The sequence below is a fragment of the Umezawaea sp. NPDC059074 genome, from assembly GCF_042738955.1.
In the GTDB taxonomy this organism is placed as follows: domain Bacteria; phylum Actinomycetota; class Actinomycetes; order Mycobacteriales; family Pseudonocardiaceae; genus Umezawaea.
On record NZ_JBHYHC010000051.1, the window covers coordinates 38,810 to 60,027 of the forward strand.

Genomic DNA, 21,218 nt, shown 5'->3' on the forward strand with positions numbered 1-21,218 from the left:
GCGGTCGTGCTCGGCTTTTGCGGGGGGGGGGCGGGGGGGGGGGGGGGGGCGTGGCTGCTCTGTGGGGGGGCCGCCCCCCCGGCCGGGGGGCGGCCCCGGCGGGGCCCGCTCCAGCCCTTAGACGCCCGCGAGTTCCGCCGCGCGGCGCAGCAGCGGCTCGTAGGCGGTCGGGTCGTCCTTGGCGATGACCGGGAAGCCGACGCCGAAGCCGCCGTTGACCCACGAGACGTCGACGCCGGGGTTGGCCGCGTTCGTGCCGTCGGCCAGGAAGACGTGCGGACTGCAATTGACGCGGTCGTTCTCGGCCGCGGCGAACTGGGCCATCACCGCCGCCCTGGCCCGGCCGTCGTCGAGCGCCTCGGCCAGCGCGGTCACGTCCACGACGCCGGTCTTCGCGGCGACGTCGAGGATCTCGTGCCGCAGCGAGATGCACCGGCCGTCCGCCCAGAACGCCCGCCGCAGCGCGCGGTCCAGTTCCTCGCTCGCCTGCCAGGACTGGGCCTTCGCCGCCTGCACGGCCTCCAACGGCGGCAGCATCGTGACCGGGTAGGTCCAGTCCGGGCCCTGCCACAGCCGCCAGCCCGCGTCCGGTTCGAGCGCGCCCACGGTGGCGATCTCGGAGTCGACGCCGGGGCGCTGGTTGACCTCGCGGTTGAACAGCTCCAGCGGGAACGCGCGGTGGTCGAACCAGAGCTTGCCCACCAGGCCGAGCCTCGCCCGCGACTCGTGCAGCCGGTGCACGCCGAGGTGGGCGAAGGAGCAGTTCAGGTCGCTGAAGACCACGAGGGTGTCGGGGCTGGTCGGCAGCCGGCGGTCGTCAGCCACGGGGCACCTCCGCGTCGCGTTCGGGGAAGGCCTTGCACAGCAGGAAGTAGCCCGCGCCCGCCACGACGAACGGCACCACGCAGCTCAGGTCGACACCGCCCGCGATCCCGGCGAGCGGACCGGTGTAGACCGGGTTCGCCGCGAGCAGCAGGCCCAGGACCACGGCGGGCAGGAACGCCGCCACCGCGCGGAGGTTGACCCCCGCGGTGAACCAGTAGCGGCCGGGGCCGAGGAGTTCGTCCGGTGCGTACCGGCCACCCCGCTGGGCGAAGCCGACGAGCATGATCGCCGACCACGGCGCGATGAGCGCGAGCAGGAAGAGGATGAACGTGGAGATGGAGCCGATCGCGTCGTAGGCGATGGCGCCGACGTACAGCACGCCGACGCCCACGGCCGCCATCGCGACCGTGCAGGTCACGCGGGAGGCCTTGCGCGCCACCGAGTTCGCCGTCAGACCGGCGGCGTACACGCACAGCGCGCCCTGCGGGATCGTGCCGAAGAAGCCGAACACGACCACGAACGCGACGAACCACGGCGGCACGACGTCGGTCAGCGCGATCACCCACGGCACGGACGGGTCGGCGAACATGGTCGTCGCCATGATCCCCACGACGAGCGCGATGGCGTTGCTGAGGAACATCGCCAGGCCGTTCCAGCCGACCGCGCTCCGGTCGGTCGTGCCGGGCCTGAGGTGCCGCGAGTAGTCGCCCTGGAGGGTGGCGTAGGTGATGGGCACGGTGACGCCGAACGACACGCCCAGCGCCCACGTGGGCCAGAAGCCCCCGAGCAGCGGGGTGCCGGTGACACCGGGGTCGAAGCCGGGCAGCAGCGCGACCACGAGGCCCAGCAGGACCAGGCCGCCGATCACCGTGACCGCCTTGTAGGTCGCCATCAGCGCGCGCAGGCCGAACACGGCGACCAGCACCACCGCGAGGGCGACGACCGGGATCACCGCCGCCAGCGCGCCGGTGCCGGACGGGGTGCCGAACATCCGCTGGCCCGCCACGAGCACGGCGGTGCCGCCGGTCCACACGGCGATGGCGAAGAAGCCGATGGCCACGCACAGCGTGATGACGTTGGTGACCACCCGGCCGCGCACGCCGAAGTGCGCGGCGCTGGACACGGCGTCGGTGGCGCCGGTCCGCATGCCGAACCGGGCGAGGGGGGCGAAGACGAGCGTGCCGAGCAGCAGGCCCAGCAGGGCGGACGTGACGCTGCCCCACCAGCCGAGGCCGAAGCTGACCGGCACCGAGCCGAGCACGACGACGCCGAACGAGAACTGCGCGGAGTGCCAGATCCAGAGGAACTCGCGCGGGGTGGAGGTGCGGTCCTCGACGGCGACGAGTTCGCCGTCGGGCTTGGCTATCTCACCCAGGTCGGGGCTTTCGACGGACAAGGACATGAGCGGCGGCTCCTGGTCGGGTCGAGGGGGGAGCCCGCCGGCCACGCGGGGAGAGTCGTGGCCGGCGGGCGGGTCAGACGGCCTCCGCGACCTCGGCGGGGACCGGGTAGGGCGCCGGGCCCTCCAGCACGGTCACCTTGAGCGAGCCGCACGGCGGTCCGGCGACCTGGTCGCCGGTCGTCAGGTCGAAGGTGGAGTGGTGCAGCGGGCAGGTGATGCGCAGCCTGCGGTCGTTCACGTAGCCGAACAGCAGCCTGCCCTTGCGGTGCGGGCACTCGGCCTGGGTGAGGAACTTGTGCTCGCCGACCTCCACGAGCAGCAGGTCGGCGTTGAGCTGGCGCAGCACGGCGTTCGTGCGCCCGGCGCTCACCGGACGCTCCTCGCCCTGGCGACCACCGCGTCCACGGCCTCCGCCACGACCGCGCTGGTCAGCTCGACGCCGGTCCACACCTTCCGCAGGTCGACGCCGCGCTCCACGTCCAGGTCGCGGATCGCGGCCTGCATCTGCTTGCTGTGGAAGGCGTCGATGTAGAGGTGCTCGGTGTAGTACCGGTCGTGCCGGACGCCCAGCCGCTTGCTCGCCGCGGCGAAGCTGCGGAACGCGTACAGCACGCTCGACTCGAAGTACGAGTAGGCGCCGAGGAAGTAGTCGGGCTCCGGGGCCCGCGCGGCCAGCCAGTAGAAGAGGCCGACGAACGCGAGCACGCCGTCCTCCGCCCGCGCCACGTGGTGCTCCAGGTCGGTCGGCAGGCCCAGCTCGGCCAGCAGCCCGGTGTAGAGCCCCGCGTGCTCCTGGTCGTCGTTGCCGCAGCCGAACTCGTCGATCAGCACCCGCAGCACGGCCATCCGCGACCGGCCCGGCAGCCGGGGGATGATCGCGAGCAGCGACTGCGACTCGATCATCCCGTCGACCGCGAACTGCGAGACGATCTCCTTGAACTGCTCCAGGGTCGCCTGCTCGGCGATGAACAGGTCGCTCTCGCTCGGGTTGGCCTCCTCGTCCGCCAGCTTCTCGGCCAGCGCCCGCACGAGGTCGCCGCGGGTCGCGAAGTGCGGGGCGTTCGCCTCGATCTCCGCGGCCCGAGCGGCGAAGTGCTTGTGCTCCAGCGCGAGGATGGTCCGGTAGCCCTCGACGTCGGGCACGGACCGGTTGAGCCGGTAGAGGGTGCGCAGCTCCGTGTCCACCAGCTGGGAGGTCATGCCGGCACCACCGATTCCGGCACGACCAGGTCGGTCTCGATCACGCCCCGGCGGACCAGTTCCGCCTTCAGCGGCCGGTACCACTCGTCGGTGAACAGCCCGTACTTCTCGCACGCGGCGTTGATGGCGTCCTGCCGCTCGGGCGTGGGGTCGGCCAGCGCGGCGGTGACCAGGCCCGGCTCCAGGTTCACCAGCGGTCCGATGAACCCGGCCACGCCGCGCACGTCGACCAGCAGGTTCTCCCAGCCCTCGAACACCGGGATCCCGGTGCCGGCCTGGGTCATCGCGGTGGTGAAGGCCGCGTCGCCGCTGGACTCCTTGATGCCGACGATGCCGGGCAGCTTGCAGATCCGCAGCAGGGTGTCGAGCTCGATCCGGTTGCCGGACACGGCCTCCTCGTTGTAGAGGAAGACGCCGACGCCGATCGCCTCGCGGATCCGGCGGAAGTGCTCGACGATCGCGTCCTGCGTGACGTCGACGCCGTACGGCGTGGTCACCACGATCGCGTCCACCCCGAGGTCGACCGCGAGGCGGGCCCGCTCGATCACCTCGTCGGTGGTCGGGAGCTGGATGCCGGACAGCACGGGCAGTCCGCGCGAGTGCTTCCTGGTGGCGGCCACCATCGCCGACCACTGGTCCGGCGAGAGCTTCCAGCCCTCGCCGGTGCTCAGCGTCGGCATCAGCGCCGTGACCTCGTCGCCCAGCGACCCGATCAGGGTGTCCACACTGGACTCCGACACCGCGCCGCCCGCGTCGAGCGGCGTCACGAGCGGCACGATCGCTCCGTTGTAGGCCATTTCCGTCACCTCACACGTCTTCGGGTTTCACCAGCAGTGCCAACGACTCCCGGTACATCCGCTCCAGCGGCTCCGGGAACGGCACCTCGTCGCCGTCCGGCAGCGGGCCGAGCGGCAGGTCGGTCCGGTCGACCAGCAGCGGGTCGACCGTGAACAGCGTTCCGCCGCGGTTGAGGGCGAACGCCACGGTCAGCCGCCGGGTCAGCGGCAGGTCGGCGAGCAGCGAGGACGTGAGCGCGAGGCGCAGGTCCTGCTCGTCGTACCCGACCCGGTCGATCTTCATGTCGGTGTGCAGGTTGTCCATGAACGGGTAGTAGGCGTCCTGCTCCGCGCGGGAGTGGTTGCCCCAGATCACCGCGTCGCACCGCCCGACCTGCTCCAGGCTCATCACGGCGCCCGTGTCCAGGCGTTCCACGAAGAACCGCTTGCCCGCCCGGCGGATCCGGTCGTCCGTGCTGTTCATCGCCATGAACAGCGACGCGTCGATGACGGCCTCACCACTCATCGCGGTCCAGCACCTCGCGCAGGGCGCGCATGGCGCCGTCGAACATCTCCGGCTCGCGGGCCAGCGCCAGGCGGATGAAGCGCTCGCCCTTGACCGGCTCGTTCCAGTAGAAGTAGGTGCCGGGGAGGACGTAGACCTCGTTCTCCAGCAGCTTCTCCTGCAGGCGGGTCGCGGTCAGGCCCTCGGGCTTGATCCGGAACCACGCCACGCTGACGTTCACCGCGGGCTCGACGTACTCGAGCACCTCGCCGTCCAGCATCGACTTGGCCAGCGCCCGGTTCGCGGTGATGACGTCGCGCACCGAGGCGAACTCGTCCTCGATCGAGTCCTCGACGTAGTTCGCCAGGAAGTTCAGCACGAACGGCGAGACGTTGAGCAGCACGCTGGTGTGCAGGTTGTAGACGGCCTCGTGGATGTCGTCGCTGGCGGTGATCATCGCGCACTTGGCGTCCTGCACCGGCCACGTCTTGCCGGTGTCCTCGATCGCCATGTAGCTGACGCCGGAGGACTCCAGCAGCTGGTAGATGTCGAACCGGCCGACGTTGCGGTCGGCCAGCGCGAACGACGCGAAGCACTGGTCGATCAGCAGCAGCTTGCCGTGGTCCACGCAGTAGCGGACGACCTGCTCGAAGCCCTTGCGGCCGTCCTTGAGGAGGCTGAACCCGGTCGGGTTGTTCGGGTCGACCAGGAACAGCGCGTCCGTGTGCACGGTGCGCACCAGGTTGTCGTAAATGGTGTCCGGATCGTGCAGTTCGCTCTCGTTGATCGGTTTGATCTCGACCTGCATGTTCCGCAACAGGTCGACGAGGTTGTCGAAACAAGGCTCGATGAGCGAAACGGACATATCGCGCTGCTTGAGGAACATTGCCGCGACCATCGTCGAGATGCTCGCCGCGTAGGAGAGCATCGTCTTGTTCAATTCAGCCGCGCCCGGTTGCCGGTGGAGCCGGAAGAAGGCCTCGATGAATCGCTTCTCGTAGAACGACTGGAGACCCTCCTCGGCTTCTCGCCATAATTCGGGAAGAGAGTTCACAATCTTGTCCTGGCTGTCCGACTGGCGCTGGTGCGTGTGGGCGTCCGCCAGGTTGAAGCGGGTCTTCAGCGCCAGGATCTCGTGCTGGGTGAGATCGACGAAGCCGCTCACGTCCGGTGTGGCCGTCTCGGGTGCCTGCTGGGCGTTCTGGTCCCTCGTGGTCGTTTCGGTGCTCATGTGGGTAATCCCCCAGGACTGATGATGGGCACGGTGAACAAAGGGACCCGTACGGGTCCCCGAGGTAATTCGGATTCTTTCCGCCGCCGGGTCGGACTGACCAAGTCGCCTGCTGACGGGTGCGTGGCCTCGATGGCATCCACAGCGTAACGAAAGAAACGTCCCCGTAACGGGGGCCCGTGACGCTGCTTCGGTTATCCGCAAGTGGGAAAATAAAAAAGGGCGACACCGGGGGAATTGCTTCCCCGGTGCGCCCGATTTCAAATATGGCGAACGGATTTGTGAGCCTGCGTCAATTCCTCCGGTAAACGGGAATGGTGAGGAGTGCGGGACTCAGGCGGCGGACCGCTTGAGCAGGTCGTCGACGGCGTGCGGGTCGACCGCGCCGATGATCGGCCAGCCCACGCCGTAGTCGCCCGCCCAGCCGACCTCGATGCCGGGGTTGGCGTGGTCCGTGCCGTCCGGCAGGAACAGGTGCGGGCTGCAGTTGACGACCTCGGTCGCCGAGATCGCCGCCTGCTCGGACAGCGCGCGCCGGGCGCGGCCGTCGTCGAGCGCCGCGGCCAGCTCCGGCACGTCGACCACGCCGGTGCTCTCCGCCGCGTCCAGGATGACGTGGTAGTTGGCGATGCTCTTCGACTCGGCCCAGAAGGCCTTGCGCAGCGCCAGGTCCAGCTGCTCGGACGCGCCGAGGCCCTGCTCCTTCGCGGCCTGGATCGCCTCCAGCGCGAGCAGCGTGCTCGACGGGTACAGCCAGTCCTTGTCCTGCCACATCTGCCAGCCCGCGTCGGGCTCGACGCTGCCCATCCTGGCGACCTCGCTGTCGGTGCCGGTCCGCGGGCTCGGCTTGCGGTTCAACAGCTCCAGCGGGAACGCCCGGTGGTCGAACGACACCCGGCCCTCCAGCCCGAGCCTGCGCCGGGCCTCGTGCAGGCGGTGGATCGTCACGTGCGCGAACGAGCACCAGATGTCGGAGAAGACGACGACGACACCGGGTTCGGGCGTCAGGTTGTGCGTGGTCATGGGTTTCCTTCCGGGATCAGACCTGGTGCGCGTCGGCGACGGCCGCCAGTTCGGCCTCGTGGCGTTCCAGCACCGCCTCGACCTCGACGTCCTCCGGCGGCAGCCACGGCGTCATCGACGGGATGCCGCGCATGGCGGTGAGCAGCTCGCCGGTGCGGTTGGTGACCACCGGGCCGTGCGAGCTGAGGATGTGCTTGGGGTTGAGCTTCGCGATGCCGTCGATGACCTTGCCGAACTTCGCCTCGTCGACCAGCGCGGTCCACGGGGCGTTGGCGCGGGTGAACAGCGCGAGCCCGTCGAAGTAGTCCGCCTCGGACACGTCGTGCGCGTGCGTGGCGAACTGCGGCAGCACGGTGCCGAAGCTGTCCGCGCTGAACAGCGCGTCCAACCGCTGGTCGTAGACGGCCAGCGTGGCGGGGGAGTCGTAGGCGGGCGGGCGGAGCAGCGTGATCCGCCGGTCGCCCAGGTCGAGCGAGCGGCCGGGGTTGACCGTGCGGACCCGGTGCCGGGGCACGTTCCAGTACTCGGCGATCCGGTCCACCGAGAGCTGGTTGGTGATCAGCGTCGCGTTCGTCGCGGCGGCCAGGATCTCCCGCAGGCTGCCGATGTGGTCGCGGTCGTCGTGCGTGACGATGATCCAGCGCAGGTCGAGCGGGTCGATCAGCGACCACAGGGCCTCCTCGAACGGCCCCATGTCGATCGGCAGGCCCGCGTCGACGAGCACGGGCTCGTGGGCGCGGATCAGGTACGAGTGCACCGGCAGCACGCCCGCGCCCTCGATGGGCAGCTGCGACGGCAGCACGAAGACCTCGGGCGCGGCGGTGTGGATCGGCAGCATCTTCTTCTCACTCCGGGGTTTCTGGGGCTACTTGGCCACTTGGACCAGCACCGAGCCGATCAGGAGCAGGGCGACACCGGCGATCCGCGCGCCGGTCAGCGGGCGGCGGGGGAGCCGGAACAGGCCGTACTGGTCGATCACGACGGACGCGAGCTGCTGGCCCGCGACGGTGAACGCGACCGTGGTCGCCGCGCCGATCTCCGGGATCAGCAGGAAGGTGACGGTGACGTAGGTGGCCGCGCACGCGCCGCCGAGCCAGCCCCACCACGGCATCTCGCGCAGCGTGCCGAACTTCGGCTTCGGGGTCTTCTTGGACGCCACCAGCACGCCGAGCACCAGCGCGATCGCGATGACCGCGACCACGAAGCTGATCGTCGCGACCGTCAGCGGCGCGCCGAGCTCGTGGCGCAGCAGCGCGTTGACCGCGCCCTGCACCGGCAGCACGCCACCGGCGACGACGCCGAGCACGAGCCAGCCGAGCTGGGTCGACAGCGCGGGGCGGGCGTCGGACGCGACCGCCGTGCCGGGCCCGACCTTCGCGGTCTGGTTGATGCTGCGGACGATCACCGAGATGCCGACCAGCACGAGGGCCGCGCCGAGCACGATCAGCGCGTTCACCGGGACCTGCTTCACGCCGATCAGGCCGCCGAGGTCGAGCACGAGCGACGCGATCATCTGACCGGTCACCCACAGTCCCACCGTGGTCAGCGCGCCGAGGCGGGGGATCAGCAGGATGCCGCTGGTGATGTAGAGCGGGCTCGCGAGCCCGCCCAGCAGGTGCCACCAGGTGACGTCGGACAGGCCTTGCAGCGCTCCGAGGCTGCCCGTGGCGGCGGCGAGGACCGCGAGCAGCACTGCGGCCACCGTCAGCTGGAGCGTGGACGCCCCGTACGGGGTGCCCACCGCGCGGTTCAGCTGCAGGTTCACCGATGCCTGGACGGCGAGGAGCGTGCCGACCAGCAGGGCCGCAGCGAGGAGGGCGATGTACATGGGGCAGACCGTACCGTGGAAGTGGACACGGCGTCCACTTACAGTTTCCGGTGAAGGCGGACGACTTGTCCGTTTTCCCGAACTGCGTAAGGTGGGCCCATGGCAAGTGAGCCGGTGGACGTCGTCCTCTCCTTCGGCGGGCGCCCTCCGACCCGCGAACGGGCCGACGCCGCGCGCAACCGGCTGAAGGTGCTGGTGGCGGCCGAGAAGCTCTTCGCGTCGGCGAACGCCACCGACGTGACCATGGAGGACATCGCCCGCGAGGCGGGTGTCGGCCGCGCGACCCTGTACCGCCGCTACCCGGACCCGGTCTCCATCGCGCAGGCCCTGCTGGGGGAGCACGAGACCGAGTTGCAGCAGCGGATCCTCTTCGGACCTCCGCCGCTGGGGCCGGGCGGCGAACCGGCCGAACGGCTGTCGGCGTTCTACGGGGCCATGGTCGACCTGCTCGAACGCCACCTGCACCTGGTGCTCGGCGCGGAGACCGGCAGGGCCCGCTTCCGCACGGGCGTCTACGGGTTCTGGCGCAAGCACGTCGAGGTGCTGGTCCGGGCGTCGCGGATCGACGCGCCCGCCTCGGTGGTCGACGTCCTGATGGCGCCGCTCGCCCCGGAGCTGTACGAGTACCAGCGCGGCCTCGGCCTCAGCACGGCCGAGATCGCCGACGGGCTCAGGTGGCTGGCGACCCGGACCCTGACCCCGCCCCCGGTGAACGGCCTCCGCCCGCACTGAGCAGGTCCGCCTCGGCCAGCAGCAGGTCGGCGTTCGCCACCAGGAAGTCGCGCAGCTCGACCGGGCGAAGATCGATCGAGTGAACTTCGGCGAGGGCCACCACGTCCGTCTCGAACCGCCCCCGCGTCGGGTCGCCGTACTCGGCCCCGGTGCGCGCCTCGGGGTCCAGCGTGAGCAGCCGGGCCAGGCGGAAGTGCGCCACGGACACCCCGCCCTCACGCCGTTCGCTGGTCAGGAACACCTGCTCGCCGATCACCGCGGTGGCCCCGAGCTCCTCCAGGATCTCCCGTACGACCGTCGCCTCCCGGTCGGCGTCGCCGGGCTCGACGCCACCGCCCGCCGTGGTCCAGTAGACCGGCCGACCGGGCCTGGTCCGCTTGAGCAGCACCAGCCGGTCGTGGTCGTCGAGCAGCACGGCCCGGACGGACCGGCGGACGATCGGCGTCCTCGCACTCATGGGTCTCCGGGAGCGGTCAGTCGGCGGAGTGGGCGGTGTTGTCGATCCAGTGCTGCGCCAGGGAAGCGTCACCGTCGACGGCGAGGCCGTCGAGGGGGAGTCGTCGGGTCAGGGCCGGCAGCAACGACCGTGCCGGGCCGGTCACGGTCACGTCGGCGGGCCGGGTGTCGGACAGGGAGGTCGCCCCGTCCGGCCGCCGTTCGACGAGCCAGTCGCCCGCGTCGGTGGCCCGCCACCGCAGGACTTGACCGGTGCCGCGGAGGGCGTGGGCGGACTCGGCGCGGCGCATCTCCCACGTGGGGGAGGTCAGCATCGCGAAGTGGTTGCCGATCAGCGCGGCCGCCACGACGGCGTCGACCTCGACCGGCCGGTCCGCGGCGATGGCCGCGTCGAAGCCGTGGACCACGGCCTCGTTGACCATGCTCGTCAGCCAGAACCACGTCCCGGACCGCTCGTCACCGGCGGCGTTGAACACCGGCGCGTCGAGGGCGTCGTCGGAGCACGCGGTCGCGACCCGCTCGGCGGACGCCGACAGCCACGCCTGCCACTCGTCGGGACCGGCGGGAGGCGCGGCCATCTCCGTGGGCAGCCGGGTGGGATCGGTGATGCGCCGCTCGATGATCTCCGCGACCCAGTGCTGGGTCTGGCCCAGGTGCAGGACCAGGTCGGTGACGGTCCACTTCGGGGCCGTGGGCACGGCGGCGTCCGGTCCGGCCGCGACGGCCGCCTCCGCCAGGCGCCGGGTGTGGTCGACGATCGCTCGCCGGGCGAGGTCCGCGGTCAGCTCGGTCATCGTGTCGTCCTCCGTGTCGGTGCGAGTGCCTACGACCACGCGTCGAACGGCAGGGGCCCGGATCGACAAGCCCGCCAGAACTTTTCCGACTCAGGAGGAACGTACCTGTCCCGGCAGCTCGGACAGGTACTCCGGCGGCACGGCGGGGGCCAGCCACACGCCGTTCGCGCTCACCCGGAACTCGTGCCCGGCCGCCCGCATCGCGGCCGCGTCGACCACCAGCACCACGGGCCTGCCCCGCCGCGCGCCCACCCGTTGGGCGGTCTCGACGGTCGTGGACAGGTGCACGTCGTGGCGGTTCATCGGGCGCAGGCCGTCGCGGTGGACGTCGGGCAGCACCCGCCCGACCGTGCCGTGGTAGAGCACCGCGGGCGGTTCGGCGACCGGCAGGTCGAGGTCCACGGCCACGCTGTGGCCCTGGCTCGCGCGGATCCGGTCGCCGTCGATCTCGAAGCGCTTCTTGTCGTTGCGCTCCACCACCTCCACGAGCTGGGCGCGGGTGACGCGGAGCGCGGCGAGCAGGTCGTCGACGCCGACCCAGCCCGCGGCGTCCAGGCGCAGGCCGATCGCCTCCGGGTCGTGTCTGAGGTGCTTGGAGAGCCGCTTGGACAAGCGGATCATGTCCTTCTCTTGCATGGGCCACAGCTCAGCACGGCGGATCCCCACCCCGCCACCGGTTTCCGCAGTAGCCTGGCCGTGGACGTCGGGGAGGGCGTCCACGGGGGTGGGGTGGGTGTTTCTTCGCGTCTTCGGCCTGCTGTTTTCGGGGGTGCTGGCTGTGTCCGGGCTGACCGCGTCGGACCTGGTGCGGCAGCCGGACCAGTCCGTGCTGCTGCACAACGTCCGCACGGGCAAGTGCGCGGACGTGCCGGGCTACGGGCCCGGCGAGCCGGACGGGCCGGTCGGCCAGTTCACGTGCGACGGGTCGGCGCACGACAACCAGCGCTGGATCCTGCGCTACGAGGGGAGGTCGCCCAGCAGGCGGCTGACGTACTCGATCTCCAACACCGTCGACGGGCTGTGCCTCGACCTGCCGGACTTCGGCGCGGTCGAGGCGGGCACGGAGGTGTCGGAGTTCAAGTGCCGCACCACGCAGGACAACCAGCTGTTCTTCCTGGTCCGCCGACCGGGCACGGACGCGGTGTGGATCGTGAACCTGGCCAGCCAGCTGTGCCTGGACGTCGACGGCTTCGGCACCGGAGGTGACGACGCGCCGCTCACGCTCTGGTATTGCAGCGACGAGGACGACCACCACTGGCGGCTCGAAGGCCCTTAGGTCCCGCCCTCGGTCGCGGCCCTCAGCTTCGGCGCGCCCGGCCCGTCCGCGGACTGCGCGTCGTCGAAGTTGTGCAGGAAGCAGCTCCGCAGCGACAGGCAGCCGCAGCCGATGCACGACGTGAGCCGGTCCCGCAGCCGCACCAGCGAGTCGATCCGCGCGTCCAGTTCCGTCTGCCACGACTGCGACAGCCTGCTCCAGTCGGCCTTCGTCGGCGTGCGCCCGTCCGGCAGCGTGGCCAGCGCCGCGTGCACGTCCTCCAGGCTCAACCCGACCCGCTGCGCCGTGCGGATGAACGCCAGGCGCCGCAGCACCGACCGCGCGTACCGCCGCTGGTTGCCCGAGGTGCGGTGCGAGGTGATCAGCCCGCGCTCCTCGTAGAACCGCAGCGCCGTGTGCGGCACGCCGCTGCGCTCGGCCACCTGCCCGATGGTGAGGCTCTCCGGCAACTTCGTCACGCGGCCGACCCTACCCCTTGACCTCCACCATGGTCGAGGTTGGACCCTGGGGAGCATGAAACTACGGACCGACAAGGGTTTCGCGGCCCTGCCAGCCCTCTACGCGAGGATGGCGGGCGACGAGAAGCACGACTGGGCGGCGGCGTCGACGCTCGACGTGCTGTGGGTGCTCTACGACCGGGTGCTGGACGTGTCCCCGGACCGGGTCGACGATCCGGGGCGGGACAGGTTCCTGCTGTCCAAGGGGCACGGGCCGATGGCGTACTACGCGGTGCTGGCGGCGAAGGGCTTCCTCGAACCGTCCCTTTTGGACACCTGGACCGAGTGGGACTCGCCGCTGGGGCTGCACCCGGACCGCGTGCTGGTGCCGGGCGTGGAGATCGGCAGCGGGTCGCTCGGCCACGGCCTGCCGATCGCCGTCGGCACGGCGCTCGGCCTGCGGCTGCAAGGGGGGACGCAGCGCGTGGTCGTGCTGATCGGCGACGGCGAGCTGGAGGAGGGCAGCAACCACGAGGCCGTCGCCGTGGCGTCGCGGTTCGGGCTGGACCGGCTGACGGTCGTCGTGGTGGACAACAGGTCCGGCACGCACGGCTGGCCCGGTGGGATCGCGGCCCGGTTCGCGGTCGAGGGCTGGGAAGCGACCACAGTGGACGGTCGGGACCAGGACGCGCTGCACGACGCCCTGATGGTGCCGCACGTCGGCACGCCGCTCGTCGTCGTGGCGGAGGTCCGATGAGCACCATGCGCGAGGCGTTCGCCCGGACCGTGACCGAGGCGATGGAGACCGATCCGCGGCTGGTGGTCGTGCTCGCGGAGATCTCGCGGGACGTCTTCCCGACCACCGATCGGGTGATCAACGTCGGCATCCGCGAGCAGGCGATGGTCGGCGTGGGGGCCGGTCTGGCGCTCAGCGGCATGCGGCCCGTGGTGCACAGCTACGCGCCGTTCCTGGTCGAGCGGCCGTTCGAGCAGGTCAAGCTCGACTTCGGCCACCAGGACCTCGGGGGAGTCCTGGTGAGCGTCGGCGCGTCCTACGACGACCCCGGCTGGGGACGCACGCACCAGGCGCCCGGCGACGTGGCGCTGATCGACACCCTGCCGGGCTGGACGGTCCACGTGCCCGGCCACCCGGACGAGGTGGTGCCGCTGCTGCGCGCCGCGCTCGCCGCCGAGAACCGCGTCTACCTGCGGCTTTCGCTGCGCACCAACGCCCGCGCGTACCCGGTGACGGAGGGGTTCACCGTGGTCCGCAAGGGGCGTCTTGGCGTGGTGCTGGCCGTCGGGCCGATGCTGGACCGGGTGCTGGAGGCGACCGAGGGCGTGGACGTGACGGTGCTCTACGCCGCCACCGTCCGGCCGTTCGACGGCGAGGGCCTGCGCCGCGCCGTGCGCGCGGCCGACCACGCCGACGTGCTGCTCGTCGAGCCGTACCTGGAGGGCACGTCGACCCACGTCGTGGCCGAGGCGCTCGCCGACCTGCCCGCACGGGTGCGATCCCTTGGCGTGCAACGGGAAGCCGAGCTGCACGCGTACGGGACGGTCGAGGACCACGACGCCGCCCACGACCTCGACGTGCTGGGCGTCGCGGCGGCCGTGCGGCGGATGTACGAGCACGGGGGTCAGGCATGATCTAGTCCCGTGAGAGTGCCGAGAACCCTGATCTGGACCGCAGCACCCACCGCGGAGTTGCAGCTCGCCCTGCACCGGGAGGGCTCCGGCCCGGCAGCGCTGGTGCCGGTGACCTCGGGCACCGTGCTGCTGCCCGCGCGCCAAGGCGGTTTCGCGGCGGCGCTGAGACTGGCCGAACGCTGCCGGGAGATCGGCGGAACGGCGCTGGTGCTGCGGTGGGCGGGCGCCACGAGGGTGGGGACGGACGGCGTCCGCACCACCTACCGAGGGTCGGTGCTCTCGGCGATGCGGCTCGTCGGCCCGGTCACGTGGTGGCTGCTCAAGGGGCGGGAACGCGGCGAGCAGGACCTCACCGCGGACGTGACGCAGGTCGTCGGCCTGGTCGACGAGGGCCGCGCGGACACCCACGTGGCCGCGCTGCCGTCGTCGCGCACCGGTCTGGCCGACCTGCCGATCAACACGCTGCTGCCCGTGGTCCCGGTGACGCAGGGCGCGGCGCCGCCCGAACCGCCGCTGACCTAACCTGGTCCCGTGGCACGAGTCGTCGTACTGGACTACGGATCAGGCAACCTCCGCTCCGTCGAGCGCGCTCTCCAGCGCGTCGGCGCCGACGTGGAGGTGACGGCCGACCATCGCGCCGTGCGCGAGGCCGACGGCCTGCTCGTGCCCGGTGTCGGCGCGTACGCGGCGTGCATGGAGCAGCTCAACGGCATCCGCGGCGCCCGGCTGATCGGCGAGCGCCTCGCGGGCGGCCGCCCGGTGCTGGGCGTGTGCGTCGGCATGCAGGTCCTGTTCGACCGCGGCATCGAGCACGGCGTGCGCACCGAGGGCTGCGGCGAGTGGCCGGGCACGGTCGAGCGGCTGGACGCGCCGATCGTTCCCCACATGGGGTGGAACACCGTGCGGCCCGCCGAGGGCACCAGGCTGTTCGCCGGTCTGCCCGACGACACGCGGTACTACTTCGTGCACTCGTACGGCGTGCGCAAGTGGGAGCTGGAGCCCTCCGACGTGATCAAGCCGCCGCTGGTCACGTGGGCCGAGCACGGCACGGACTTCGTGGCCGCGGTGGAGAACGGGCCGCTGTGGGCGACCCAGTTCCACCCGGAGAAGTCCGGCGACGCGGGCGCGCACCTGCTGGAGAACTGGCTCGGCACCTTCAACTAGGCTGAATGGCGTGACTTTCACGCTGCTCCCGGCCGTGGACGTGGTGGACGGCCGTGCCGTCCGACTCGTCCAGGGCGAAGCCGGAACCGAGACCAACTACGGCGACCCGCTGGACGCCGCCCGCGCGTGGCAGCGCGACGGCGCCGAGTGGGTGCACCTGGTCGACCTCGACGCCGCCTTCGGCCGCGGCAGCAACCACGACCTGCTGGCGCGCGTCGTCGGCGAACTGGACGTCCAGGTCGAGCTGTCCGGTGGCATCCGCGACGACGAGTCGCTCGCCGCCGCGCTCGCGACCGGCTGCGCCAGGGTCAACCTGGGCACCGCCGCGATCGAGAACCCCGAGTGGTGCGCGAAGGTCGTGGCCGAGCACGGCGAGAAGATCGCCGTCGGCCTGGACCTGCGGATCACCGAGCGCGGCCACCGCGTGTCCGGTCGCGGGTGGACCACCGACGGCGGCGACCTGTGGGAGGTGCTGGAGCGGCTCGACCGCGACGGCTGCGCCCGGTACGTGGTGACCGACGTCGGCCGTGACGGCATGCTCCAGGGCCCGAACATCGACCTGCTGCGCGAGGTCTGCGCGCGCACCGACGCCCCGGTCATCGCGTCCGGCGGGGTGTCCAGTGTGGACGACGTCGTCGCGCTGGCGGGCCTGTCCCGCGACGGCGTCGAGGGCACGATCATCGGCAAGGCCCTGTACGCGGGCAACTTCACGCTGCCCGAGGCGCTCGCCGCGGTGCGCGCGTCCGCCGAGCTGTAGACCGGTCGGTAGTTGTCATCCCGTGGGATGGTCCTCGACCATCCCACGGGATGTTGTCCGGTGAGCGGCGTCCCCGCCACCGTGTGCCATGCCGATTTTCCGTGGCGCGGGGCACTGGGCGGTGGCGGGATGACCGACTGCTCAGGCCCCCGGAAGCGCCCTGCTCCGCGCGCGGCTGATGGCCGCGGTGATCTCCCCGACGACGTGGACCTCCGCCGCCTGGTGGGTGACCCCGGTCCCGGCCAGCGCTTCCGCCGCCGTCCCCGCGCCCTCGGCCAGCAGGCCGAGCAGCAGGTGTTCGGTCCCGACGAAGGTGTGCCCGAGCCGTAGCGCCTCGCGCACGGCCAGTTCCAGCGCCTTCTTGCAGTGCGTGGTGAACGGCTGCTGCTCCGCGGGCTGCCTGCTCGTCTTGTCCAGCTTCAGCAGCACGGCCATCCGCGTCGTGCCCTCCGACGCCTCCAGGTAGTGCACGGTTTTCGCCCCGAGTCCGCCCGACTCGTCGAGCAGCCCGAGCAGCAGGTGCTCGGTGCCGATGGTCTCGCTGAACCGCGCGTGGTGCCGAGCCAGCAGCACGACCCGCCGCGCCCGCTCGGTGTACCGGTCGAACGACGGCTTCGACAACGCCTCGGCGTCCGGCGACTCCCGCGGCACGAACCGCTTCTGCGCGGCCTGCTTCGACACCCCGATGCTCTCGCCGATCTCGGTCCAGGAGGCCCCGGACCGCCGAGCCTCGTCCACGAAGTGCCCGATCAGGTGATCACCCAGCTCGTCCAGCTGCCCGCTCAACCCGACCGCCGCGGTCAACCGGTCGAGCACCGCGGTGTGCTCCGCCGCCACGACGACGATGAGGTCGGTCAACTGGACCGGCGAGGTGATCATCCGTCAACTCTAGGTTGACGCTTTCGGGCCCGTCAACCGCCGGTTGACGCACTGATGGAAATCCCGATGGACCCCTCGGACCCCCGCCTGATCCGACTCCCGAGAAGCGTCAACTTCCCCATGACGCCGTACTTCTTGCCGATCAACCCCCGCACCCGATCAGTCCCACCCTGGTCCAGCAGTTCAGCCCGCGCGGGCACGGACTCCCCACTGGGCCGCCCCCGCACATCACAAGGCCCGACCAGCACGGCCCCATCCCGCCGAATCCGCTTCACCTTCCCACTGTCCGTCGCGGACCACGCCAACAACCGCTCCCCGTCCCCCACCACCCACACCGGCGTGGCAACAGACCGCCCGTCCTTCCGGAACGTCGTCAACAACAGGTACTTGCCCTCACCGAGTTCACTCAACATCCTGCGGACCCTAGTAGCCCCGAGCCGTTGCGGCAGCAACAAACCTGGCCCTCGAAAACCCACCCGCCAGGGCAAGGCGACGTCGAATTCGCGGCTCTTGCCGCACGCGTCCCCGGCGTGACCCGTCCGTGCGCCGTCGCTCGGGTTGCCGTGGGATCTCGCCGGACCTGTCCACTACCGGTCAACGCCTGTGTGATCTACGTGATGCCGCAGGGAATTTCGTCACTCTGCGCACAAGGGCACGCTGGGAAATCGCACCGTCACCTCGCTCAGCGTGACTAGTCCATTCGGCCGTCTACCGGTGGTGTGAAATCCCCGTCATAGTTCCGCCTCGGATCGGGGGGTCGTTTCAACGTGGGCCGGGGTGAGACCCGGCTTGGGGGGCTACAAGCATGCGCGAACGCGCTACAGCGCGGGGTTTTGCCCTGCGCACATTCGTCCTGGGCGTGGTGCTCGCGGTCGGGGGTGGGGTCCTTCCCGGCCTCTCGCCCGCGGCGGCCGCGGCGCCGGTTCCCGACGAGGTGGCCGACGAGGCCACCGCCGTCGCACTGGCCATGAAGCACGGCAAGCAGATCAGGATCACCTCCGCCACCACGGACACGGCGCAGGTGACCGCCAATCCCGACGGTTCGCTGACGATGCAGGACCACGTGCAGCCCGTTCGGGTGAAGCGCGACTCCGGATGGGTCGACGTCGACCTGAACCTGGAGCGCAAGCCCAACGGTTCGATCGAACCGAAGGCCGCACCCGTCGGCCTGGTGTTCTCCGCGGGCGGCGTCGGCTCGGCGGCCCGCGGTCCGATCGCCCGGCTGGTCAAGGGCGAGCAGGAGGTCGGGTTCGGCTGGGACAGCGACCTGCCCGACGCCGTGATCGACGGGGCGACGGTCACCTACCCGAACGTCCTGCACGACGTCGACCTGCGGCTCACGGCGAACCTCAAGGGGTTCTCCGAGGTGCTGGTCGTGAAGAACGCCGACGCGGCGAAGAACGCGAAGCTCAAGAAGATCACGTTCAAGTCCCACACCAAGGGCGTGAAGATCGAGAAGTCCGCCGCTCCCACGGCGAAGCAGGCGGGCCTGTCCAGTGCGGGCCTCGTCGTCAAGGACACCGCGGGCACGCAGGTGTTCTCCGGTGACGCGTCCCGCATGTGGGACTCCACGGGCGTCACCCGCGACCACGACCCGTTGACGGGCCCCGCGGCGGGCGGTCGCGCGGCGGTCATGGGCGTCGACGTCACGGCGGACGCCGTGGCGATCACCCCCGACCAGGCGTTCCTCGCGGACCCCGCGACCACGTACCCGGTGCTCCTGGACCCCGACTACTCGTGCACCACCTGCTCCAAGGCGCACCACGCCGTCGTCCAGTCCCCACCGGAGTGGCAGCACGCGAAGAACTTCGACCAGACCGGCGGCGACCTCGGCGACCTGAAGGTCGGCTACCTCAACGCCTCGTCGCTGAACGCGTCGGTCAACGGCGTCTCCCGCACCTACCTGCAGATGAACACCGCGGGCATCATCGGGAAGAAGATCAGGAGCGCGACCCTGCACACGCGGGTCATCGCCTCCTACTCGTGCGCGCCGTCCCCGACCGAGCTGCGGTTGGCCGGGTGGATCGACGCGAACACCGACTGGACCAACCAGCCGTTCGTCGGCGGAGCCCCGCTCTCGTCGAACAACCGGTCCAACAACCCCGGTTTCTGCCCGAGCGACGGCGGAGCCGACTTCGACGCCACGTCCGCCGCCGTGAGCGCGGCCGCGAACAACTGGGAGCTCACGACGTTCTCGCTGTCGGCCGCCAACGAGGGCGACCTGAACAACTCGTGGCGGCGCTTCGACCTCAACCCGTACTTCGAAGTGATCTACAACAGCTTCCCGAACACGCCGACCGAACTCGGCATCGAGGCGTGGGGCCCACGGCAGGCCGACGCCCTGCCCTGCGTGCGCGGAGCGAACAGGCCGGTCGTGGCCACCAAGACGCCCCGCCTGCGCGCCCGCCTGTCGGACCCGGACGGGGGAGTGCTCGACGCCGGGTTCCGCCTGCTGAAGGGCACGTTCGACAACTACACGTGGAACGGCCTGGACATCCACGCCGACTGGGTGGGCTCCTCCTCGTTCGCCGAGGTCACGGTGCCCGCGGGCTGGGTGACAGACCAGGGCGTCTACTCGTTCCACCTCTGGTCGGGCGACGGCGACCCCTCGGTCAGCAGCTGGTCGGAGACCTGTGAGTTCGAAGTCGACACCGTCGCACCGAAGACCCCGGTGATCTCCTCGACCGACTACCCGGCGGCGACGCCGAGCGGCAGCACGGGGCAGACCGGCGCGTTCACCTTCGCCACCAACGGCAACACCGGCACCGGTGGCGCGATGGACGTCCAGCGCTACGGCTGGTCGCTCAACGACGACAACGGCGTCCTGAACCAGGTCGTTGTCAAGGCCGCGTCCGGTTCCGTCACGACCTCGATCACCCCGACGCAGAGCGGCACCAACACGCTCTACGTCTACGCCTTCGACCGCGCGGAGAACCGGTCCGCGACCGCCGCGAAGTACGTGTTCTCCGTGGCCGGACCGAGCGGCGCCAAGGGGATCTGGAAGCTGGACGAGTCGTCCGGGACGACCGCGGCCGACACCGGCGGCGGCAACCGGACGTTGACGCTGGCGACCGGTGCGGCCTTCGGCGCCGGCTACTCGGCCAACGGCATGACGGTCAACGGCACGACCGGGCTCGCCACGACGGCCGCCTCGGTGCTGGACACGTCGAAGGCGTTCTCCGTCTCGACCTGGGTGCGGCTCGACAGCGCCGCGTCCACCCGCACCGCGGTGAGCCAGGACGTCGGCACCGCCAGCGCGTTCTCGTTGCAGTACAACAAGACCTTGAACCGCTGGGCGCTGTCGGCCAAGGCGACCCCGACCTCCACCGAGCTCCGGTCGGCCACGTCGCTGGCCGCGCCCGAGATCGGGCAGTGGACGCACCTGGCGGGCGTGTACGAGCCGACGACGCAGAAGCTGTCCCTCTACGTCAACGGCAAGCTGGAGGGTTCGGCCGACGCGCTGCTGTCGACCGCCACCGCCGGGCAGTTGGTCGTGGGCGCGGCCAAGGCGAGCGGCAACCGGGTCGAGCAGTTCGCGGGCGCCGTCGACCAGGTCCAGGTGTGGGACCGGCAGATCACCGCCGTGGAGGCCGCGGGGCTGAACAACACCGGCGTGCTGCGCGCCCAGTACAAGCTCGACGAGCAGACCGGGACCGCGGCGAAGGACGAGGTGTCCGGGCTGAACGGCGTCGTGTCCGGCGCGGGCGCGAGCTGGATGTCCAACACCCGCAACAAGTGGGCCCACTTCGACCAGTCGTGGACCGGCAGCGTCGCGGCCCAGCAGCCGGTGAACTTCCGCACCGACCGCTCCTACACGGTGTCCGCGTGGGTCCGACACGACGGGCTCGACCCGGCGTCCCGCACCGCCTTGTCGGCGACCGACTCGCAGCGTTCGCCGTTCCTCCTCGGCTACCGGCCGTCCCACGGCAAGTGGTCGCTCTACGTCACGCCCGCCGTGGGCGAGGGGTGGCACGCGATGTCCGACGAGGCGGCCGAAGCGGGTAGGTGGACGCACCTGGTGGGCACCTTCGACGCCACGACCGGTCGGATCGCGCTCTTCGTCAACGGCGTCAAGCAGGCCACCTACGTCAACACGCCCGACGGTGGCGGAGTGGTCGGTCGTCAGGGCACGGGTGGGCTCTCCATCGCCCGCGCCGACTGGACCGGTGTGCTCACCGACTACTGGAAGGGCGACGTCGACGACGCCAGGGCCTACTCGGGCGTGCTGACCGACGACCAGGTCCTCCAGGTGTTCAGCGCCACCCCGCACCGCTAGCGGACCC

Annotated in this window: 24 protein-coding genes; 8 read left to right on the plus strand and 16 right to left on the minus strand. The window is 71.0% G+C overall.

Features of this window, described 5'->3' with window-relative positions; translation table 11 throughout:
* Positions 1 to 117: 117 nt before the first annotated feature.
* From ACFWW9_RS23430 to ACFWW9_RS23475, 10 genes are all read right to left on the minus strand, one after another.
* Positions 118 to 825 (minus strand): DsbA family protein, encoded by a 708-nt coding sequence (locus ACFWW9_RS23430; protein ID WP_390381619.1) that lies wholly within the window; start codon positions 823 to 825, stop codon positions 118 to 120.
* On the minus strand, positions 818 to 2,227 hold the full coding sequence (locus ACFWW9_RS23435; protein WP_390381621.1) for a purine-cytosine permease family protein: 1,410 nt from the start codon (positions 2,225 to 2,227) through the stop codon (positions 818 to 820). The genes ACFWW9_RS23430 and ACFWW9_RS23435 overlap by 8 nt, the downstream gene beginning before the upstream one ends.
* Before the next feature lie 73 nt (positions 2,228 to 2,300).
* Complete coding sequence (locus tag ACFWW9_RS23440; RefSeq protein WP_390381624.1) at positions 2,301 to 2,597, minus strand: Rieske (2Fe-2S) protein; 297 nt, start codon at positions 2,595 to 2,597, stop codon at positions 2,301 to 2,303.
* Entirely contained in the window at positions 2,594 to 3,427 is an 834-nt protein-coding gene (locus ACFWW9_RS23445) for an iron-containing redox enzyme family protein (protein ID WP_390381627.1), read from the minus strand. The genes ACFWW9_RS23440 and ACFWW9_RS23445 overlap by 4 nt, the downstream gene beginning before the upstream one ends.
* On the minus strand, positions 3,424 to 4,224 hold the full coding sequence (locus tag ACFWW9_RS23450) for a dihydrodipicolinate synthase family protein (RefSeq protein ID WP_390381630.1): 801 nt from the start codon (positions 4,222 to 4,224) through the stop codon (positions 3,424 to 3,426). The genes ACFWW9_RS23445 and ACFWW9_RS23450 overlap by 4 nt, the downstream gene beginning before the upstream one ends.
* A 10-nt stretch (positions 4,225 to 4,234) precedes the next feature.
* Entirely contained in the window at positions 4,235 to 4,729 is a 495-nt protein-coding gene (locus ACFWW9_RS23455) for a DUF6190 family protein (RefSeq protein WP_390381633.1), read from the minus strand.
* Positions 4,719 to 5,939 carry a pyridoxal phosphate-dependent aminotransferase gene (locus tag ACFWW9_RS23460; RefSeq protein ID WP_390381636.1) on the minus strand — a complete coding sequence of 407 codons (1,221 nt, stop codon included), beginning with the start codon at positions 5,937 to 5,939 and terminating at the stop codon, positions 4,719 to 4,721. The genes ACFWW9_RS23455 and ACFWW9_RS23460 overlap by 11 nt, the downstream gene beginning before the upstream one ends.
* A 333-nt stretch (positions 5,940 to 6,272) precedes the next feature.
* Positions 6,273 to 6,962: a DsbA family protein gene (locus tag ACFWW9_RS23465; RefSeq protein ID WP_390381639.1), complete on the minus strand. Its 690-nt coding sequence runs from the start codon at positions 6,960 to 6,962 to the stop codon at positions 6,273 to 6,275.
* Between the two features lie 16 nt (positions 6,963 to 6,978).
* On the minus strand, positions 6,979 to 7,800 hold the full coding sequence (locus tag ACFWW9_RS23470) for an MBL fold metallo-hydrolase (RefSeq protein WP_390381642.1): 822 nt from the start codon (positions 7,798 to 7,800) through the stop codon (positions 6,979 to 6,981).
* A gap of 27 nt (positions 7,801 to 7,827) precedes the next feature.
* Entirely contained in the window at positions 7,828 to 8,790 is a 963-nt protein-coding gene (locus tag ACFWW9_RS23475; RefSeq protein ID WP_390381645.1) for a DMT family transporter, read from the minus strand.
* Positions 8,791 to 8,889: 99 nt separating this feature from the next.
* On the opposite strand from ACFWW9_RS23475, the gene ACFWW9_RS23480 reads away from it, so the two are divergent.
* On the plus strand, positions 8,890 to 9,522 hold the full coding sequence (locus ACFWW9_RS23480) for a TetR/AcrR family transcriptional regulator (protein ID WP_390381647.1): 633 nt from the start codon (positions 8,890 to 8,892) through the stop codon (positions 9,520 to 9,522).
* Here ACFWW9_RS23480 and ACFWW9_RS23485 read toward each other — a convergent pair.
* From ACFWW9_RS23485 to ACFWW9_RS23495, 3 genes are read right to left on the minus strand one after another with little or no spacing between them, the layout of a single operon-like run.
* Positions 9,461 to 9,979, minus strand: a complete 519-nt coding sequence (locus ACFWW9_RS23485; RefSeq protein ID WP_390381650.1) for an NUDIX domain-containing protein — start codon at positions 9,977 to 9,979, stop codon at positions 9,461 to 9,463. The two genes, ACFWW9_RS23480 and ACFWW9_RS23485, sit on opposite strands and share 62 nt — an antisense overlap.
* A 16-nt stretch (positions 9,980 to 9,995) precedes the next feature.
* Positions 9,996 to 10,811 carry a maleylpyruvate isomerase N-terminal domain-containing protein gene (locus ACFWW9_RS23490; RefSeq protein ID WP_390381652.1) on the minus strand — a complete coding sequence of 272 codons (816 nt, stop codon included), beginning with the start codon at positions 10,809 to 10,811 and terminating at the stop codon, positions 9,996 to 9,998.
* A gap of 51 nt (positions 10,812 to 10,862) precedes the next feature.
* A complete protein-coding gene (locus ACFWW9_RS23495) occupies positions 10,863 to 11,408 on the minus strand; it encodes an RNA 2'-phosphotransferase (protein ID WP_390381654.1) in 546 nt (181 codons plus the stop codon).
* A 97-nt stretch (positions 11,409 to 11,505) separates the two neighbouring features.
* Here ACFWW9_RS23495 and ACFWW9_RS23500 point away from each other — a divergent pair, with 97 nt between their 5' ends.
* Positions 11,506 to 12,048, plus strand: a complete 543-nt coding sequence (locus ACFWW9_RS23500; RefSeq protein ID WP_390381657.1) for an RICIN domain-containing protein — start codon at positions 11,506 to 11,508, stop codon at positions 12,046 to 12,048.
* Here ACFWW9_RS23500 and soxR read toward each other — a convergent pair.
* Positions 12,045 to 12,506: a redox-sensitive transcriptional activator SoxR gene (gene soxR, locus ACFWW9_RS23505; RefSeq protein WP_390381660.1), complete on the minus strand. Its 462-nt coding sequence runs from the start codon at positions 12,504 to 12,506 to the stop codon at positions 12,045 to 12,047. The genes ACFWW9_RS23500 and soxR overlap by 4 nt on opposite strands.
* Positions 12,507 to 12,561: 55 nt before the next feature.
* On the opposite strand from soxR, the gene ACFWW9_RS23510 reads away from it, so the two are divergent.
* From ACFWW9_RS23510 to priA, 5 genes are read left to right on the plus strand one after another with little or no spacing between them, the layout of a single operon-like run.
* Positions 12,562 to 13,242 (plus strand): thiamine pyrophosphate-dependent enzyme, encoded by a 681-nt coding sequence (locus ACFWW9_RS23510; RefSeq protein ID WP_390381663.1) that lies wholly within the window; start codon positions 12,562 to 12,564, stop codon positions 13,240 to 13,242.
* On the plus strand, positions 13,239 to 14,135 hold the full coding sequence (locus ACFWW9_RS23515; RefSeq protein WP_390381666.1) for a transketolase family protein: 897 nt from the start codon (positions 13,239 to 13,241) through the stop codon (positions 14,133 to 14,135). The genes ACFWW9_RS23510 and ACFWW9_RS23515 overlap by 4 nt, the downstream gene beginning before the upstream one ends.
* 9 nt (positions 14,136 to 14,144) lie before the next feature.
* Complete coding sequence (locus tag ACFWW9_RS23520; protein ID WP_390381669.1) at positions 14,145 to 14,657, plus strand: hypothetical protein; 513 nt, start codon at positions 14,145 to 14,147, stop codon at positions 14,655 to 14,657.
* A gap of 9 nt (positions 14,658 to 14,666) precedes the next feature.
* A complete protein-coding gene (hisH, locus tag ACFWW9_RS23525) occupies positions 14,667 to 15,299 on the plus strand; it encodes an imidazole glycerol phosphate synthase subunit HisH (RefSeq protein ID WP_390381672.1) in 633 nt (210 codons plus the stop codon).
* A gap of 10 nt (positions 15,300 to 15,309) precedes the next feature.
* Positions 15,310 to 16,056, plus strand: coding sequence for a bifunctional 1-(5-phosphoribosyl)-5-((5-phosphoribosylamino)methylideneamino)imidazole-4-carboxamide isomerase/phosphoribosylanthranilate isomerase PriA (gene priA, locus ACFWW9_RS23530; RefSeq protein WP_390381675.1), 747 nt, complete (start codon positions 15,310 to 15,312; stop codon positions 16,054 to 16,056).
* A 141-nt stretch (positions 16,057 to 16,197) separates the two neighbouring features.
* On the opposite strand, the gene ACFWW9_RS23535 is transcribed toward priA, so the two are convergent.
* Together ACFWW9_RS23535 and ACFWW9_RS23540 are read right to left on the minus strand one after the other, a co-directional pair.
* A complete protein-coding gene (locus tag ACFWW9_RS23535) occupies positions 16,198 to 16,935 on the minus strand; it encodes a Clp protease N-terminal domain-containing protein (RefSeq protein WP_390381678.1) in 738 nt (245 codons plus the stop codon).
* Between the two features lie 32 nt (positions 16,936 to 16,967).
* Entirely contained in the window at positions 16,968 to 17,348 is a 381-nt protein-coding gene (locus ACFWW9_RS23540; RefSeq protein ID WP_390381681.1) for a PPOX class F420-dependent oxidoreductase, read from the minus strand.
* Between the two features lie 392 nt (positions 17,349 to 17,740).
* On the opposite strand from ACFWW9_RS23540, the gene ACFWW9_RS23545 reads away from it, so the two are divergent.
* Positions 17,741 to 21,211 (plus strand): LamG-like jellyroll fold domain-containing protein, encoded by a 3,471-nt coding sequence (locus ACFWW9_RS23545; protein WP_390381684.1) that lies wholly within the window; start codon positions 17,741 to 17,743, stop codon positions 21,209 to 21,211.
* Positions 21,212 to 21,218: the final 7 nt, after the last annotated feature.

Excerpts from the sequence above, each read along its gene's own strand:
- ACFWW9_RS23435 (WP_390381621.1), bottom strand. The coding sequence starts at position 2,227 with ATGTCCTTGTCCGTCGAAAGCCCCGACCTGGGTGAGATAGCCAAGCCC.
- ACFWW9_RS23445 (WP_390381627.1), bottom strand. The coding sequence starts at position 3,427 with ATGACCTCCCAGCTGGTGGACACGGAGCTGCGCACCCTCTACCGGCTC.
- ACFWW9_RS23450 (WP_390381630.1), bottom strand. The coding sequence starts at position 4,224 with ATGGCCTACAACGGAGCGATCGTGCCGCTCGTGACGCCGCTCGACGCG.
- ACFWW9_RS23455 (WP_390381633.1), bottom strand. The coding sequence starts at position 4,729 with ATGAGTGGTGAGGCCGTCATCGACGCGTCGCTGTTCATGGCGATGAAC.
- ACFWW9_RS23460 (WP_390381636.1), bottom strand. The coding sequence starts at position 5,939 with ATGAGCACCGAAACGACCACGAGGGACCAGAACGCCCAGCAGGCACCC.
- ACFWW9_RS23465 (WP_390381639.1), bottom strand. The coding sequence starts at position 6,962 with ATGACCACGCACAACCTGACGCCCGAACCCGGTGTCGTCGTCGTCTTC.
- ACFWW9_RS23470 (WP_390381642.1), bottom strand. The coding sequence starts at position 7,800 with ATGCTGCCGATCCACACCGCCGCGCCCGAGGTCTTCGTGCTGCCGTCG.
- ACFWW9_RS23475 (WP_390381645.1), bottom strand. The coding sequence starts at position 8,790 with ATGTACATCGCCCTCCTCGCTGCGGCCCTGCTGGTCGGCACGCTCCTC.
- ACFWW9_RS23480 (WP_390381647.1), top strand. The coding sequence starts at position 8,890 with ATGGCAAGTGAGCCGGTGGACGTCGTCCTCTCCTTCGGCGGGCGCCCT.
- ACFWW9_RS23485 (WP_390381650.1), bottom strand. The coding sequence starts at position 9,979 with ATGAGTGCGAGGACGCCGATCGTCCGCCGGTCCGTCCGGGCCGTGCTG.
- ACFWW9_RS23495 (WP_390381654.1), bottom strand. The coding sequence starts at position 11,408 with ATGCAAGAGAAGGACATGATCCGCTTGTCCAAGCGGCTCTCCAAGCAC.
- ACFWW9_RS23510 (WP_390381663.1), top strand. The coding sequence starts at position 12,562 with ATGAAACTACGGACCGACAAGGGTTTCGCGGCCCTGCCAGCCCTCTAC.
- ACFWW9_RS23515 (WP_390381666.1), top strand. The coding sequence starts at position 13,239 with ATGAGCACCATGCGCGAGGCGTTCGCCCGGACCGTGACCGAGGCGATG.
- ACFWW9_RS23535 (WP_390381678.1), bottom strand. The coding sequence starts at position 16,935 with ATGATCACCTCGCCGGTCCAGTTGACCGACCTCATCGTCGTCGTGGCG.
- ACFWW9_RS23540 (WP_390381681.1), bottom strand. The coding sequence starts at position 17,348 with ATGTTGAGTGAACTCGGTGAGGGCAAGTACCTGTTGTTGACGACGTTC.
- ACFWW9_RS23545 (WP_390381684.1), top strand. The coding sequence starts at position 17,741 with ATGCGCGAACGCGCTACAGCGCGGGGTTTTGCCCTGCGCACATTCGTC.